Here is a 15,443-nt window from a genome sequence, read left to right on the forward strand (position 1 = left end):
CGGCTAACTATCCGTTTTCTTTTTATCAGGTACAACAACACTCCCACTTCCATAATAAGTAGGCACTTCCCCTTGAACAATACGCGTTGCAATCGGAACATCTTGTTTTACCTTTATTTCTTTCGTATGAAATGGAATAATTACTTGCAACGTAACTTCCATCTCCATAATAATTTGAATCGCTGTCGTATTGATCCCGTGCGGTTCAATTTTTTGTTTAATATCCGTATTCACATGACCAATCGTCGTGAAATCAATTGGAATATCGGGACCTATATTTCCAAGAAGCGCATTATCCGTTACACGACCAAAAGGAACTGCCATCGTTGCTCCATTTTTTTCAGAAATACCTAGCCCCTTCAAATCACCTTGTTCTACTTGCTGTAAATATTTTTCTATGTATGTGGTCGTTGACGTTACGATTTCATTTACTTGCTTCGTATTTAAATTAATTGTGGATACTTTTCCGTTTTTATCATTTTGTACTTTCATTAATGAATCGACATCAAACCCTTCATTAATTCTATCTTTTACCGCCTTCGTCATAACCGCTGTCGCCATTTTATGTGTCTCTACTTCCCCATATTTAAGTAATGTCGGCTGAATGCTTTTATTCACAATCCATAATCCTTGCACGAGTAATATGACAAAAAGAATAAACGACATAAGCAGTATGTGCCGAAAGGAAATTGGTCCCCTTCGAAACCGCGAATTTTTCGAACGAAATATACTCATAAAAAAACCTCCTTCTTATATCATTTCTATGCAAGAAGGAGGGACGATATATGCTTATCTCATTTTTAATAATGCTTCTTTTCCGATTGTGCCTGCCGTAATACCTAATGCTTCGGCCTCAATCGTTACTGATTCTAGCGGCGCTTCAAGAAGTTGTTCAATCGTTCTTACACCAACCGCACGGCCAGCAATAATTCCTCGATCACCTAACTTCTCATTTAAAAGACCTACATCTAATGCACCGCACATAATATATCCTTTATCGCTCATTACAGCTAGCAAATTTGTCTTTGGAAGTTTGACGCTAACCGCAATAAACGTATAATTATCGATTATAATTGGCTCTACATTAACCATAGTTCACACTCCTCTCTTTCTTATCTGTATGACAAGAGAAAAATGAGTGTTACAAGTTAACTAGCCTATAGTTTGACGGAAGATGTATGAGTTATCAACACGTCTGTTAACACATCTCTGAGTAACTCTGGCATATAATATTGTTTGTCAGAAAGTGTGGATAGCTCTGGGTATAAGTATCCGAATGTAAACATATCAATCGTTCCTACCGTATATATACGATCTAATTCCAGCGATTCCCCGTTAATCAATACGTCTTCCAGTAAAATTTTATTCCCAGGAATCATATCTGGAATGACTTCGACACCAGCGTAAATCATTTTCCCCATCACTTTTCCACGAAATCCGAATCCTTTTACCTCAAGGTTCTCCATATTCGGGCGACGTGCTTTCAAAATAACTTCTCTTAACGTTTTCCCCGGCACTTTTAATAAACATGGATTAATTGGATGTGGACAAATTCTGTGAATATCTCCGCGCGTCACAACACCTTCATTTAATCCCTCTAATAGCACACCAGCGTTCACCATTCCAATTTCTGCATCGCACCACGTTTTCAGCGCACTTGCTAACATGTGCGAAAATACCGTCTCATGAAACCAATTGACCGGTAATGATTCCTTTAAATGAACGACAGGCTCTGCCATAATATGTTTACTTTCTTCCTGCAGCAATTCAATTGTGGATAACGGTTTGCTATAAGCACCTAAACGTTCTGTCTTAATCGCTCTACCGTCCTTTTTCAACAGCTTCTTCGTCTCTTTATCCACAGTAAGCTGAACGTGCCCAACGTAACGTCCCCACTTTTCACAACAACAAAGTAAAGTATTATTCATAAGAATGCCACGCTCAAATAAATGGTGCGTATGTGCACCTAAAATAACATCTATATCATAATGCTCTGCCATATACTCATCCATGCTTTTTCCAAGATGAGAAAGGACAACGGTAATATGAGCCTCATCTCGCACTTCTTCTAAAATAGACTCTAAATGGATAAGCGGATCTTCAATATGCCAATCGAGCATATGATAAAACTCTGGGTACGCTACTGTTAATCCGATAAAGGCAATCGTAATTCCATCTGTCGTTGTATGTAATTTATAAGGCTTTGCCCACTCCGGACGTACACCTTCTTTTTCAAATAAATTCGCAACGAGCACCTCAAATCCAGCATCATCATATAGACGATTCAAATGCTCCTTCGCTAACGTAATTCCTTCATTATTTCCAATCGTTACATAATCATATAACGCCTCATTCAAAAGCTTCGTATTGCCAAGTCCATTCGTCGCTTCCGAAATACTATGAAAACGATCCACATGATCGCCGATATCAACCGTCAAAACGGTCTCTCCCGCTTCCTGTCTTCGCTTTTTCTCCCCTTGTACAAACCGAGAAATTTGCGGCCAATTTTCAAAATGACTATGTATATCGTTTGTATGATAAAGGTGGATGATTGTTTCTTTATTTATATTCAGAGAAAAAACCTCCTCTCAGTTCCTTACTGCCATTTACGCTACACGTACGCAATAATCCTGTAAATACTTTTCGTCTTTTCTTGCTATTTTACATTGTACTCGCATTGTGAGAAAAAGCAAAAGATTGTCCTTTTTATATGAGAAACTTTACTTTTGCCAGTCTGGGGATTTGTTGGTAGAGCGGGGATTTGTCAGAAAGTTTATTGATTGGTTTTACGAGTATTTTGGTGGATTTCCGTGTGGGTTTGTCAGTATCTTAGCATAAATTACTTCCATTCGGCGCTTTATGAATAGGCGCTCCTCTGTCATCTAAATATTGAGGGGTATATGCCCCGCTCTGCTATGTCGTAATTTGTTGATAAGTCGATATCCCTTGTCGAATCGTCGATATATTGAAATAATCGCTGATATATTCCGAGTTGTGTTCGATATATTTGAAAAATCGCTGATATATTTCAATGTATACTAGCTAGGGTATCATTCTGCACATATACCTTGTAACACGACATATGTCGTGTTACAATCTCATTATAAGGCGGTGAACCATAAAATGGATAAAGAGATATTAAAAGGAAGTATTGATATTTTACTGCTCTCCATCATTAAACAGCACGATACGTACGGATATGAAATTATTCAAAAGCTAAAAGAAAACAGCAATGATCTATACACGATGAGCCAAGGTACACTCTATCCAGCACTTAAGCGCTTGGAACAAAAGGATTTAATCAATTCCTACTGGGGTGAATCTGAAACTGGTATGAAACGAAAATTTTATCACATTACTACGAGCGGTAAGAAAATTTTAGAAGAAAAACTAACAGCGTGGGATTCAGTTACAGCTCTTATTAAAACTTGTCAGAAAGGAGCTTTAAATTAATGACGATTGAAAAATACATAAAGAGTATCGTTCAAAAAACAAACCTATCCCAATCTGATAAAGACGAACTATACTTCGAAATTTACGATCATCTCACAAGCTTAAAACAAGAATTTCTCGATCAAGGAAAATCTGAAGAAGAAGCCACTACATTAGCCATTCAAAATTTTGGAGAAGCCTCTACTTTAGGAACTGAAATTGACAAAGCAATGCAATATTCTACGCAAAAATATGTACAGTGGATTGGTTGGGGATTATTTTTACCGTATTCATTTGTTTTATTATTTAAACTGTTGCTCGGGAGGCCAGCTTTTTACTTTGGTAATCTGAAGTACTTCTTTGAAACAGGTGACTGGCATTCTATACACGGTGGGTTAATAAACTTAATTCCACTCAAAAGTACAATCCGCTATTTAAGTGGATTCGATCCTACTCATTTACTAGATCCTTATAATATAGAAATCATACTTATGAATACATTAGGGAACGTCATCATATTTATCCCATTTGGATTCCTTCTGCCGTTATTATTTAAACAAATAAACAATGTAAAAATGGCATCAAAAATTTTCATTAAGTTTATTTTATTAATTGAATCATTACAACTCCTTACTTTTACTGGTGTTTTCGATATTGATGACATCATATTGAATATGTTAGGTGCTTTAATTGGGTATGGTTCTTTCATTGGGATGAAACGTATTTGGGAGCGTATTAAATCTGTGGATAAGGTGGATACGATATAGGTTCGGGGTATACAGCCTGTTCTTCCTGTCGTAATTTGTTGATAAGTCGATATATTTAATTAAACACTGACTGGATAGCCCAGCCTGCCCTGAACTGACCTAAACTGAACCCAATCAAGCACAACATAAAAAAGCGCCCTGCATAGCAGGGCGCTTTCTTCATACATATATTATCCAATAGAACCTTCCATCTCAAACTTAATCAGGCGGTTCATTTCAACTGCGTATTCCATTGGAAGTTCGCGAGTGAATGGCTCGATGAAGCCCATTACGATCATTTCTGTAGCTTCTTGCTCAGAAATACCGCGGCTCATTAGGTAGAATAATTGTTCTTCTGATACTTTCGATACTTTCGCTTCGTGTTCAAGTGAAACGTAATCGTTTTTGATTTCGTTGTAAGGAATTGTATCAGATGTAGATTGGTTATCCATGATTAACGTGTCACACTCGATGTTAGAGCGAGAGTTTTTCGCTTTTGGTCCGAATTGTACGATACCACGGTAAGTTACTTTACCACCATGCTTCGCAATCGATTTAGAAACGATTGTTGAAGACGTGTTTGGTGCTAAGTGAATCATTTTTGCACCAGCATCTTGATGTTGGCCTTTACCAGCAATCGCGATAGATAATGTTAAACCACGAGCGCCTTCGCCTTTTAAGATAACTGCTGGGTATTTCATCGTTAATTTAGATCCGATGTTACCGTCAATCCATTCCATCGTTGCGTTTTCTTCACAAACCGCACGTTTTGTAACTAGGTTGTATACGTTGTTCGCCCAGTTTTGGATTGTTGTATAACGGCAATATGCATCTTTCTTAATGATGATCTCTACTACCGCACTGTGAAGTGAGTTAGTCGTGTAAACAGGTGCTGTACAACCTTCTACGTAGTGTACGTGTGCGCCTTCGTCTACGATGATAAGCGTACGCTCGAATTGTCCCATATTTTCAGAGTTAATACGGAAGTACGCTTGAAGTGGTGTATCCACTTTAATACCTTTTGGAACGTAGATGAATGATCCACCAGACCAAACTGCAGAGTTTAATGCAGAGAATTTGTTGTCTGTTGGTGGGATTACTTTTCCGAAATGCTCACGGAAAATATCTTCGTTCTCTTTTAATGCGCTATCTGTATCTTTGAAGACGATTCCTAGAGCTTCTAGGTCTTCTTTCATGTTGTGGTATACAACTTCAGATTCGTACTGTGCAGATACACCAGCTAAATATTTTTGCTCAGCTTCAGGAATACCTAATTTATCAAATGTCGCTTTAATTTCCTCAGGTACTTCATCCCAAGACTTCTCAGATTTCTCAGATGGTTTTACGTAGTACGTAATTTCATCGAAATCTAAGTCGTTTAAGTCGCCGCCCCATTGTGGCATTGGCATTTCATAGAACTTATCCAGTGATTTTAAACGGAAGTCTAACATCCACTGTGGTTCTTCTTTCATACGTGAAATCTCTTCAACGATTTCTTTTGTTAAACCGCGTCCAGCACGGAAAATCGAAACGTCTTTGTCTTTGAAACCATATTTATAATCGCCGATATCTGGCAGTTGCTTCGCCATGTTGGTGTGTCCCTCCTTAGATAACCTCGTTTTTAGGAACCTTTAACATTACTTATCTTCGTTTAAGCCCTTTTCTAACGCTTTCCACGCTAATGTTGCACATTTAATACGTGCAGGGAACTTGCATACGCCTTGTAATGCTTCAATATCTCCTAAATCAATGCTGTCATCGTACTCTTTTCCTAGCATCATGTCAGAGAAAATTTTAGAAAGCTGAAGTGCCTCTTCAATTTTCTTACCTTTTACTGCTTGTGTCATCATCGAAGCTGAAGACATTGAGATAGAACACCCTTCTCCTTCAAACTTCGCCTCTTGTACAATACCTTCTTCTACTTTCATCGTAAGTTGAATACGATCGCCGCAAGTTGGATTGTTCAAGTTAACAGTAACACTATCTTCTAACACGCCATTGTTACGAGGATTCTTATAATGATCCATAATAACTTGACGGTATAACGTATCTAAATTATTAAATGACATTTGTGAAATACTCCTTTGTCTTGATTAGTGATTCAACAAATGTATCAATTTCTTCTTTTGTATTATATAAATAGAAGCTCGCACGTGCTGTAGAAGAAGCTTTCAGCCACTTCATAAGCGGTTGTGCACAGTGGTGTCCTGCGCGAACCGCAATGCCTTCTACATCTAATACAGTTGCTACATCATGAGGATGTACGTCTTCAATATTAAATGTAACAAGACCAGCGCGATGCTTTGGACCATAAATTGTAACGCCATCTACTTCTGATAGTCTTTCTAAAGCATATTGCGCTAATTCATGTTCATGCTTTTCAATATTATGAAGACCGATTTCTTCTAGGAAATCAATTGCCGCACCAAGTCCGATTGCATTACCGATAATCGGTGTACCTGCTTCAAACTTCCACGGAAGCTCTTTCCAAGTAGATTCTTGTAAATCTACGAAATCAATCATTTCACCGCCAAATTCAATTGGCTCCATATTGTTCAGCAATTCTTTTTTACCATATAATACGCCGATACCTGTAGGTCCGCACATCTTATGAGCAGATAATGCGTAGAAATCACAGTTTAAATCTTGTACATCCACTTTCATATGCGGTGCACTTTGTGCTCCATCAACGATCATGATTGCACCGTTTTCATGTGCAATTGCTCCGATTTCTTTTACAGGGTTAATCGTTCCAAGTACGTTTGATACTTGCATAATAGAAACGATTTTTGTATTCGGTGTAACTGTTTGACGAACATCTTCTAAAGAAATTGTACCGTCTGGTTGAAGCGGAAGGTATTTTAAAGTTGCACCAGTTTTCTTCGCAACTTGTTGCCACGGAATGATGTTACTATGGTGTTCCATGTAAGAAATAACGATTTCATCGCCTTCTTTTACATTTTCAAGACCATAGCTAGCCGCTACTGTATTTAATGCAGTTGTCGTTCCGCGCGTGAAAATAATCTCTTCCATTGATTTCGCGTTAATAAACTTGCGAACTTTCTCGCGTGCACCTTCATACGCGTCGGTAGCTTTCGTACCGAGCGTATGAACACCGCGATGCACGTTAGAATTATATTCTTTATAGTAACGTTCTAACGTTTCAATGACTTGAATTGGTTTTTGAGAAGTTGCTGCACTATCGAAATATACAAGTTGTTTGCCGTTCACTTTTTGATCAAGAATTGGAAACTGTTTGCGTATTTCATGAATATTCATTAGCGAACTTTCCTTTCAATTACCTCAACAAGCTGTGCCTTTACTCCTTCAATTGGAAGCTCATTTACTACAGGTGCTAAGAATCCATGGATGACTAAACGTTCTGCTTCGCGTTTTGGAATACCACGGCTCATCAAGTAGTATAATTGGTACGGATCTACGCGGCCTACTGAAGCTGCGTGACCTGCCATTACATCATCTTCGTCGATTAAAAGAATTGGGTTTGCATCACCGCGAGCTTTTTCATCTAACATAAGAACGCGAGAAGATTGTTGTGCATTTGATTTAGATGCACCGTGTTCAATCTTACCAATTCCGTTAAAGATAGATGTTGCACTATCTTTTTGTACACCGTGTTTTAAAATCCAACCTTCAGAGTGTTTACCGAAGTGAACAACTTTAGTTGTAAAGTTTTGTGTTTGGTTACCACGACCAATTGTTACTGTTTTTGTATCAGCATATGATCCGTCGCCCATTAAATTCGTAACGTTCTCTGAAATTGTGTTTCCGTCATTCATAAGGCCTAGAGCCCAATCAATGCGGCCGTCGCGTCCAACAATTCCGCGTCGGTTAACGTAAGTTGTTACGTCTTTTGCTAATAGATCAACCGCACCAAATTTCACTTGTGCGCCTTGTTCCACGATTACTTCTGCTACGATATTTGCAATACCTTTAGCATTTTCATTTGCAACGTAGTTTTCTACATAAGTTGCAGTACTGTTCGCATCAGCTACGAATAATACGTGGTTATATACGTTAGCTTCTTCGCCGTCTACTAAGAATACAGCTTGAAGTGGAGTTTCAAGAACAACGTTTTTCGGAACATATACAAATGCACCGCCGTTGATTAATGCAGCATGAAGTGCAGTTAAACGATGCTCGTCTACCTTCACGCCGTCTTTCATTAAATACTTTTGTAATAGTTCAGCATGCTCTGTTGCAGCTGTTACGATGTCTGTAAAAATAACACCTTTTTCTTTTGCTTCGTCTGCTAAAGAAACGAATGCAGTTGTACCAGTACGTTGTACTAATACACTGTTATTTTCATCGATTAAGTTTTTCACTGCTTCTGGAAGCTCTGTTAAAGAACTTACAGGCTCTTGCTTAGCAGCGTCGCCTTTTCCGATAAAGTCCCATTTTTCAATTTTCGTTTTATCAGGCGTTGGCATTGGAAGTTCAGTTGCTTGTGCAAGAGCTTGTAAGCGGAACTCAGTCAACCAAGCAGCTTCGTTTACTTCGCTTGCGCGCTGACGGATTGTTTCTTGATCGAAAGGTAATGTACCGATTGTCATGTTTATGCTCCTCTCTTACGCTTCTTGCTCTGCTGTTTCGTCTTCAATACCTAATTCTTTTTTAATCCAGTCGTAACCTTCAGCTTCTAGACGTTGTGCAAGCTCAGGGCCACCAGATTTAACGATACGACCGTTCATCATAACGTGAACGAAGTCTGGAGTGATGTAGTTTAATAAACGTTGGTAATGCGTAATCATTAGGCAACCGAACTCTTCGCCGCGCATTTGGTTAATACCTTTAGATACAACTTTTAATGCATCGATATCAAGACCTGAGTCGATTTCATCTAAGATTGCGATTTTTGGCTCAATCATCATTAATTGAAGAATTTCGTTACGTTTTTTCTCTCCACCAGAGAAACCTTCGTTTAAGTAACGTTGTGCCATTTCTGGATCCATTTCTAGGAATTCCATGTTTTTATCTAAAGTACGGATAAATTTCATAAGAGAAATTTCATCGCCTTCTTCACGACGTGCGTTAATTGCAGAACGTAAGAAGTCAGCGTTTGTTACTCCGCTAATTTCACTTGGATATTGCATTGCTAGAAATAGACCTGCTTGTGCGCGCTCATCTACTTCCATTTCTAATACATCTTCACCGTCGATGATGATGCTACCTTCTGTTACTTCATATTTTGGGTGACCCATAATTGCAGAAGATAAAGTTGATTTACCTGTTCCGTTAGGTCCCATAATTGCGTGGATTTCTCCACCTTTTACTTCAAGGTTTACACCTTTTAAAATTTCTTTACCGTCGATTGATACGTGTAAGTCTTTAACCGTTAATGTAGAACCAGCCATCTCAATACCTCCATTAATCCTCTATATACATTTTAAAAATTCCTAAAACGTTCATATTCTCATTTTATTCTCATTCTAATTTTATATCAAATAAAATGATATCGCAAACGACGAAAAAAAGTAACAATTTTTTCACAAATGTATATAAGTATTTCCCTTGCATCTTTATATAATACACCTTTCTTCTTATTTATATAAAGAAAAAAGGACTGGTAATTTTCCAGTCCTTCCCTTATATTTATTCACTTACCGGAAGTACAGCACCTTTATATTCTTTATTAATAAAATCTTGAATTTCTTTTGAATGCAGTACTTCTACTAGTTCTTTAATTTCTTTTTTCTTCTCGTCACCTTTACGAACTGCAATAATATTTGCATACGGAGAGTCCGATCCTTCAATCGCAATTGCATCCTTTGTTGGATTTAATTTCGCATCAATTGCATAGTTTGAATTAATGAATAAAGCATCACCTTCATTATTTTCATATAGCTTCGGTGAAAGTCCCGGTTCTACATCTGTTTTAAACTTTAAGTTTTTCGGATTTTCTACAACATCTTTTACTGTTGCTTTAACAACATCTACACCGTCTTTTAATTTAATAACGCCACCTTTTTGTAACAATGCGAGCATACGGCCACGCTCCGCTACGTTATTACTCATAATAACTGTTCCGCCATCTGGCAATTCTTTTAAACTTTTATACTTCTTAGAATAAATGCCCATTGGCTCTAAATGGATTTTTCCTGCGTTTACAATTTTATATCCCTTTTCTTGAATTTCTTTATCTAAGTAAGGAATGTGTTGGAAGTAGTTCGCATCAATTTCCTTATCCGCTAACGCTTTATTCGGCAAAACATAATCCTGGAACTTTTTAATCTCTAATTTAATGCCCTTTTTCTCTAGTATCGGCTGTGCCTTTTCTAAAATAACAGCGTGCGGCACGTTAGAAGCTCCCACAACAAGCTTATTCTCTTCTTTCCCTCCGCAAGCAGCTAATGTAAATACAGACAGCGCTGTAACAACTGACAATAGAATCTTTTTCATATGATGTCCCCTTCTCCCCTATAGTTATGTAGTTATAAAAAAGGCTGGCATACACCAGCTCTTTTCAGCAATTATTCTTTTACAGGAACAACCGCTCCTTTATATTCTTTATTAATAAAGTCTTCGATTTCTTTAGAATGCAATACTTCTACAAGCTCTTTAATCCCTTTTTTATCTTTATCACCTTTACGAACCACTAATACGTTTGCGTATGGAGAATCATCACCTTCAATTGCAATTGCATCTTTTTCTGGATTTAATTTCGCATCAATTGCATAGTTCGAGTTAATTAAAACAGCGTCGCCTTCTTTATTGTTATACACTTGTGGTAACAAACCAGGCTCGATATCCGTTTTGAACTTTAAGTTTTTCGGATTATCTGCAATATCTTTTGGAGTTGCACTAACTGGATCTACTCCGTCTTTAATTTTTAAAATGCCTTCTTTTTGTAAAATTGCTAAACCACGTCCATGGTCAGTAACGGAATTACTCATAATAATTGTCGCCCCGTCTGGAAGTTCTTTTAAGCTCTTATATTTTTGAGAATATACACCAATTGGTTCCAAGTGAATTTTCCCTGCTATTTCAAAATCATATTTTTTATCTTTCATTTCTTTTTCTAAATACGGAATGTGCTGGAAGTAGTTTGCATCTAAATCCTTATCCGCTAACGATTTATTTGGTAACACGTAATCTTGGAACTTTTTCACTTCTAATTCAATTCCTTTTTTCTCAAGTAACGGTTTTGCCTTTTCTAAAATTTCAGCGTGCGGCACGTTAGAAGCCCCCACAACTAGTTTCTTTTCATCTTTATCTTTCCCGCCACAAGCAGTTAACCCCAAAATAGAAGTTGAAATAAGTGCTGTAAGTAATAATTTTTTCATTTGAAACATCCTCCTGTTTTTTTATTATCGTTTATCTATTCGAGTCGTTACACTATCACCAATCCACTGAATGAAAAATACCACTAGTAATACACAAATTGTCGCAACGATTGTTACATCGTTATTTCCTCGCTGGAATCCTTCTAAATAAGCAAGTGTTCCAAGGCCACCAGCACCAACAACCCCCGCCATTGCTGTATAGCCTACTAAAGCGATTGTTGTAACCGTAATACCAGATACTAATGCTGGTAACGATTCTGGAATTAATACTTTCAAAATAATAGTGCTTGTTTTTGCTCCCATTGCTTTTGAAGCTTCAATTACACCTTTATCAATTTCGCGAAGTGCAATTTCAACCATTCTCGCGTAAAACGGTGCCGCTCCAATAATTAAAGCTGGCAGTGCTGCACTCGCTCCAAGAATTGTTCCAAGCAGAATCTTTGTGAATGGGATTAATAAAATGATTAAAATGATGAACGGTATCGAGCGGAAAATGTTTACGAACGCTCCAATCGCCGTGTTAACCGATTTGTTTTCCCATAAATTATCTTTCGCTGTCATAAAGAGTAACAATCCTAAAATTAGTCCTAAAACAAATGTGGCAAGAGCTGCGATTGCCGTCATATATAACGTTTCACCAGTTGCTTCTAACATTTGATTCCAATCAATATTTGTGAGTAACTTATCCATGTGCAATCACCTCCAGCTCTACTTGATCTTGATGTATTCCCTCTATTGCTTGCTGAATCGCTGTTTCCTCACCATTTAAATGAACAACTAAACTACCGTAAGATCCGTTATTTGTTTGGGCGATGTTTCCTTGCAAAATGCTAACTTCTATATCACTGCGTTGCATTAATCTTTGAAGTACTGGTCTTTCTACAGCTTCACCGATAAACTGCAAACGAACTACTTTACCATCTGGATACTTTTCAATTAAACTTTCAATCGTTTCATTTGTATCTTCAGAATCCGTTAACTGCTGTACAAATCGCTTTGTAATGTCTTTCTGCGGATTGCGGAATACATCAAGTACTGGACCCGTTTCTACAATCTTCCCTTTCTCCATTACCGCCACTCGATTACAAATCTTTCGAATCACGTGCATCTCGTGTGTAATGAGTACAATTGTTAAACCGAGACGCTTATTAATATCTAATAATAAATCTAAAATTTGATCTGTCGTTTCTGGATCAAGAGCTGATGTCGCTTCATCACATAAAAGCACTTGTGGATTGTTAGCTAATGCTCTTGCAATACCAACGCGTTGCTTTTGTCCTCCGCTCAGCTGAGATGGATACGCGTCCCCTCTTCCTTCTAATCCAACAAGATGAATTAACTCATCCACTCGTTTTCTTCTCTTCGCCTTATCAACACCTGCAATTTCAAGTGGGAACTCGATATTTTCGCGTACAGTTCGTGACCAAAGTAAGTTGAAGTGCTGAAAAATCATTCCGATTTCTTGCCTTGCCTTACGAAGTTCACTCCCTGTAATTGCTGAAATCACACGATTTGCAATTGTAATTTGGCCAGAAGTTGGCTTCTCTAACTGATTGAATAATCTGATTAAAGAACTTTTCCCAGCGCCACTATATCCGATTACACCAAATATTTCACCTTTGTCTATTTTTAAATTGGCATTATCTACAGCAGTGACATCACCGCTTTTTGCTTTATATATTTTCTTTACATTTTCTAACAAGATCATGATGTTCACCCCTTTTTTTGTTTAAAAAGCGTAAGCGGCTCGTTTAGAACAAGAGGACGCCCGAATCCCTGACGTAGAGGCGCTTTTTGCCTCATAGGAAGGGATGAAACGACCGACTGTTCTAGCCGCTGAAGCTAGATTTTTGGTCGACTCCGCAATTTTTTATTTTTAATGCGTGTAGTCCACCGTTATCACTACTTTTATTGTTTGAATGTCCTCCACATTCAAACAATAAAAAAACCTTTCTGCTTTAGAGAAGCAGAAAGGTTTATATGCGTATATAACAACATTATCCCTCTCTCTCATCTCTCAAAGCATTTGCTTTGCAGGAATTGGCACCATTTCAACATAAGTTGACGGTTGCCGGGCTTCACAGGGCACAGTCCCTCCACCTCTCTTGATAAGAGAAATCAGATTACATTTTCGTCTGATTTGTAATTTATGAAATTGTCTATATTTTATGAATTGAATTGTATCAATATCCACACACTATGTCAACAGAAATTTTCGTAAAAAATGAAACTTCAGAATTTTAAGCACCTACTGACATCGGTTTACATATATGAAACATCGATTCAACTAATAGCATCGTTCGATACGTTCCCGAATATTGTACACGTCCATCGTTCATTAGTGTTTGCAATCGTACATTTCCGTTCACCAATTGTTTTACATCTTCCTCATCTACACAAACGATTTGCTCCGTTCCTCTTTCCTCATGTAGCAGCTCTATATAATCTCTTGAAATTTGTAACGAACAACTTTCATCTCCAAAGCGGAAATTAACAGTTTTTTCTCCTTGTCTTAAAAGCGGCTCTAAATGATATTGACCATTAGCGTAATTTACAAATGATTGCAGCAAAGAATATAATTTCACCCTAAATCACATCCTTCATATCACTTTCTATTACACATACCATTCCCTCTCACTAAAGAGCAATCCTGTTACTTTCGCTCGACAAATACTGTAACCACCCTGCATCTCGACATATTTCCCGAGAAATATGTCGAGGCGGCAAAAACTTTGCCGCCTACTTTAATTCCGTATATAAATATTCAACCGAATGAAATGCATATATCTTCTTCATGAGTGTCCCATTTTCAAAAACAAGTAAACACGGTACACTTTCGATTCCATACTCTTTCGCTAAATGCGGAGCATAATTTAAATCTAACATTCCAATTTTCAATTCTTCAATTGTCAGCTCAACAACTGTTAACATCTTTTTTGCTAATTGGCATGTTCCACACATTGGAGTATATACATATAACACTGTTTTTTCTTCGTTCTCTATTAGGGCTGTAGCTTCGGCTCCTGTCCAATCAATCACTTCTATCATTCCTTACCGTAAATATTCTGTATAAACGTCAATGTCAGCTCCCCATAATACATTTGCTAAGTGTGAAGATGGCGCAGTTGCCACTTCTCGGTACGAGCGATCAATGTAAATATGCTCTGCTTGCGGAAATTCTTTTCGAAATTGCTTCCTTAACTTTTCTCCAGCATCATCAGCATCAACTAGTACATACACTTCCTTATCAAAAAACTGATCAATGAGCTCATCCATTTTCGATAAACCAATTGTACCATTTGTACAAACAATTTCCACCGGTTCACGAATAATAGATTCAATCTTTCTTCTATCTGATTTACCTTCTACAATAATGACTTTTTCTACATAAATCATATGTCATCACCCGATCACCATATACTATACAACCTTTAACTTAGTATATAGTATATTCGTTATTTTCATGTTGTTTCCTGTTTATTTTTGCAAAAGAAAAGCAGAAGCGGCTCGTTCAGATTGTGAGGGGGATGGAGCTTCTGACGTAAAGGCGCTTTTTGCCTCGTAGGAAGAAGCGAAGCCACTGAGCAATCTAGCCGCTGGAGCTGGATCACAAAGAAAAGCGCAAGCGGCTCGTTCAGATTATGAGAGGGATGGAGCTTCTGACGTAAAGGCGCTTTTTGCCTTGTAGGAAGAAGCGAAGCCACCGAACAATCTAGCCGCTGGAGCTGGACAATACAGAAAAGCGGAACCGACTGTTTAGCCCTGTTGGCTAAGGTTCTTTCGCACAGAAGACGCTTTTTGTCTTCTCGTGCGGAAGGTTCTTAGACATGAAGGGCTAGGAGGTGGAGCTGGACAATGAAAAATTAAACGAAATCGTTTTTTCAAAAAACACTCTCCTACACGATAATTAGTATATGATTCTACGTTCATTATTTTACACAAAATAAAAAAGGACAGCACAAAG

Annotated in this window: 17 protein-coding genes and 1 riboswitch; of the genes, 2 read left to right on the plus strand and 15 right to left on the minus strand. The window is 37.8% G+C overall.

Going from position 1 to position 15,443, the window contains the following annotated elements; translation table 11 throughout:
- Positions 1-3: 3 nt before the first annotated feature.
- The 3 genes from yunB to ACLBWW_RS10105 form a co-directional block, all read right to left on the minus strand.
- Positions 4-735, minus strand: a complete 732-nt coding sequence (yunB, locus tag ACLBWW_RS10095) for a sporulation protein YunB (protein WP_046954393.1) — start codon at positions 733-735, stop codon at positions 4-6.
- A 54-nt stretch (positions 736-789) separates the two neighbouring features.
- On the minus strand, positions 790-1,092 hold the full coding sequence (locus ACLBWW_RS10100; protein WP_000248463.1) for a YunC family protein: 303 nt from the start codon (positions 1,090-1,092) through the stop codon (positions 790-792).
- A 65-nt stretch (positions 1,093-1,157) separates the two neighbouring features.
- A complete protein-coding gene (locus ACLBWW_RS10105) occupies positions 1,158-2,573 on the minus strand; it encodes a bifunctional metallophosphatase/5'-nucleotidase (protein WP_306472327.1) in 1,416 nt (471 codons plus the stop codon).
- 550 nt (positions 2,574-3,123) lie between these two features.
- Here ACLBWW_RS10105 and ACLBWW_RS10110 point away from each other — a divergent pair.
- Together ACLBWW_RS10110 and ACLBWW_RS10115 are read left to right on the plus strand one after the other, a co-directional pair.
- Positions 3,124-3,453: a PadR family transcriptional regulator gene (locus ACLBWW_RS10110; protein WP_060488128.1), complete on the plus strand. Its 330-nt coding sequence runs from the start codon at positions 3,124-3,126 to the stop codon at positions 3,451-3,453.
- Positions 3,453-4,199 (plus strand): VanZ family protein, encoded by a 747-nt coding sequence (locus ACLBWW_RS10115; protein ID WP_447614019.1) that lies wholly within the window; start codon positions 3,453-3,455, stop codon positions 4,197-4,199. Before ACLBWW_RS10110 ends, ACLBWW_RS10115 begins: the two co-directional genes overlap by 1 nt.
- 170 nt (positions 4,200-4,369) lie before the next feature.
- Here ACLBWW_RS10115 and sufB read toward each other — a convergent pair whose 3' ends face one another.
- The 12 genes from sufB to ACLBWW_RS10175 form a co-directional block, all read right to left on the minus strand.
- The gene (gene sufB / locus ACLBWW_RS10120; protein WP_001118829.1) at positions 4,370-5,767 is read right to left on the minus strand and encodes a Fe-S cluster assembly protein SufB; all 1,398 of its coding nucleotides are present in this window, start codon (positions 5,765-5,767) and stop codon (positions 4,370-4,372) included.
- Positions 5,768-5,815: 48 nt separating this feature from the next.
- The gene (gene sufU / locus ACLBWW_RS10125; RefSeq protein WP_000009525.1) at positions 5,816-6,247 is read right to left on the minus strand and encodes a Fe-S cluster assembly sulfur transfer protein SufU; all 432 of its coding nucleotides are present in this window, start codon (positions 6,245-6,247) and stop codon (positions 5,816-5,818) included.
- Positions 6,237-7,457 carry a cysteine desulfurase SufS gene (sufS, locus tag ACLBWW_RS10130; protein ID WP_001020765.1) on the minus strand — a complete coding sequence of 407 codons (1,221 nt, stop codon included), beginning with the start codon at positions 7,455-7,457 and terminating at the stop codon, positions 6,237-6,239. Before sufS ends, sufU begins: the two co-directional genes overlap by 11 nt.
- A complete protein-coding gene (gene sufD / locus ACLBWW_RS10135; protein WP_000152176.1) occupies positions 7,457-8,749 on the minus strand; it encodes a Fe-S cluster assembly protein SufD in 1,293 nt (430 codons plus the stop codon). The genes sufS and sufD overlap by 1 nt, the downstream gene beginning before the upstream one ends.
- A gap of 15 nt (positions 8,750-8,764) precedes the next feature.
- Positions 8,765-9,550 carry a Fe-S cluster assembly ATPase SufC gene (sufC, locus tag ACLBWW_RS10140; protein ID WP_000929162.1) on the minus strand — a complete coding sequence of 262 codons (786 nt, stop codon included), beginning with the start codon at positions 9,548-9,550 and terminating at the stop codon, positions 8,765-8,767.
- Between the two features lie 238 nt (positions 9,551-9,788).
- Positions 9,789-10,595 carry a methionine ABC transporter substrate-binding lipoprotein MetQ gene (gene metQ, locus ACLBWW_RS10145; protein WP_000722406.1) on the minus strand — a complete coding sequence of 269 codons (807 nt, stop codon included), beginning with the start codon at positions 10,593-10,595 and terminating at the stop codon, positions 9,789-9,791.
- Between the two features lie 71 nt (positions 10,596-10,666).
- Positions 10,667-11,479 carry a methionine ABC transporter substrate-binding lipoprotein MetQ gene (gene metQ, locus ACLBWW_RS10150; RefSeq protein WP_098221833.1) on the minus strand — a complete coding sequence of 271 codons (813 nt, stop codon included), beginning with the start codon at positions 11,477-11,479 and terminating at the stop codon, positions 10,667-10,669.
- Between the two features lie 24 nt (positions 11,480-11,503).
- Entirely contained in the window at positions 11,504-12,169 is a 666-nt protein-coding gene (locus tag ACLBWW_RS10155; RefSeq protein WP_000359548.1) for a methionine ABC transporter permease, read from the minus strand.
- Positions 12,162-13,187, minus strand: coding sequence for a methionine ABC transporter ATP-binding protein (locus ACLBWW_RS10160; protein ID WP_000601756.1), 1,026 nt, complete (start codon positions 13,185-13,187; stop codon positions 12,162-12,164). The genes ACLBWW_RS10155 and ACLBWW_RS10160 overlap by 8 nt, the downstream gene beginning before the upstream one ends.
- A gap of 299 nt (positions 13,188-13,486) precedes the next feature.
- A riboswitch (SAM riboswitch) is annotated at positions 13,487-13,594 on the minus strand.
- A 125-nt stretch (positions 13,595-13,719) separates the two neighbouring features.
- On the minus strand, positions 13,720-14,064 hold the full coding sequence (locus tag ACLBWW_RS10165) for a hypothetical protein (protein WP_048542324.1): 345 nt from the start codon (positions 14,062-14,064) through the stop codon (positions 13,720-13,722).
- A 154-nt stretch (positions 14,065-14,218) separates the two neighbouring features.
- A complete protein-coding gene (locus ACLBWW_RS10170; protein ID WP_098048596.1) occupies positions 14,219-14,527 on the minus strand; it encodes a thioredoxin family protein in 309 nt (102 codons plus the stop codon).
- Positions 14,528-14,530: 3 nt separating this feature from the next.
- The gene (locus ACLBWW_RS10175; RefSeq protein ID WP_000640866.1) at positions 14,531-14,875 is read right to left on the minus strand and encodes a toprim domain-containing protein; all 345 of its coding nucleotides are present in this window, start codon (positions 14,873-14,875) and stop codon (positions 14,531-14,533) included.
- Positions 14,876-15,443 lie beyond the last annotated feature (568 nt).

Source organism: Bacillus sp. M5A3_1b (assembly GCF_053345335.1).

Coding starts and splice junctions, on each gene's coding strand:
- yunB (WP_046954393.1), bottom strand. CDS start 735: ATGAGTATATTTCGTTCGAAAAATTCGCGGTTTCGAAGGGGACCAATT.
- metQ (WP_000722406.1), bottom strand. CDS start 10,595: ATGAAAAAGATTCTATTGTCAGTTGTTACAGCGCTGTCTGTATTTACA.
- ACLBWW_RS10155 (WP_000359548.1), bottom strand. CDS start 12,169: ATGGATAAGTTACTCACAAATATTGATTGGAATCAAATGTTAGAAGCA.
- ACLBWW_RS10115 (WP_447614019.1), top strand. CDS start 3,453: ATGACGATTGAAAAATACATAAAGAGTATCGTTCAAAAAACAAACCTA.
- sufC (WP_000929162.1), bottom strand. CDS start 9,550: ATGGCTGGTTCTACATTAACGGTTAAAGACTTACACGTATCAATCGAC.
- sufB (WP_001118829.1), bottom strand. CDS start 5,767: ATGGCGAAGCAACTGCCAGATATCGGCGATTATAAATATGGTTTCAAA.
- metQ (WP_098221833.1), bottom strand. CDS start 11,479: ATGAAAAAATTATTACTTACAGCACTTATTTCAACTTCTATTTTGGGG.
- ACLBWW_RS10170 (WP_098048596.1), bottom strand. CDS start 14,527: ATGATAGAAGTGATTGATTGGACAGGAGCCGAAGCTACAGCCCTAATA.
- ACLBWW_RS10160 (WP_000601756.1), bottom strand. CDS start 13,187: ATGATCTTGTTAGAAAATGTAAAGAAAATATATAAAGCAAAAAGCGGT.
- sufS (WP_001020765.1), bottom strand. CDS start 7,457: ATGAATATTCATGAAATACGCAAACAGTTTCCAATTCTTGATCAAAAA.
- ACLBWW_RS10100 (WP_000248463.1), bottom strand. CDS start 1,092: ATGGTTAATGTAGAGCCAATTATAATCGATAATTATACGTTTATTGCG.
- ACLBWW_RS10175 (WP_000640866.1), bottom strand. CDS start 14,875: ATGATTTATGTAGAAAAAGTCATTATTGTAGAAGGTAAATCAGATAGA.
- ACLBWW_RS10110 (WP_060488128.1), top strand. CDS start 3,124: ATGGATAAAGAGATATTAAAAGGAAGTATTGATATTTTACTGCTCTCC.
- sufU (WP_000009525.1), bottom strand. CDS start 6,247: ATGTCATTTAATAATTTAGATACGTTATACCGTCAAGTTATTATGGAT.
- sufD (WP_000152176.1), bottom strand. CDS start 8,749: ATGACAATCGGTACATTACCTTTCGATCAAGAAACAATCCGTCAGCGC.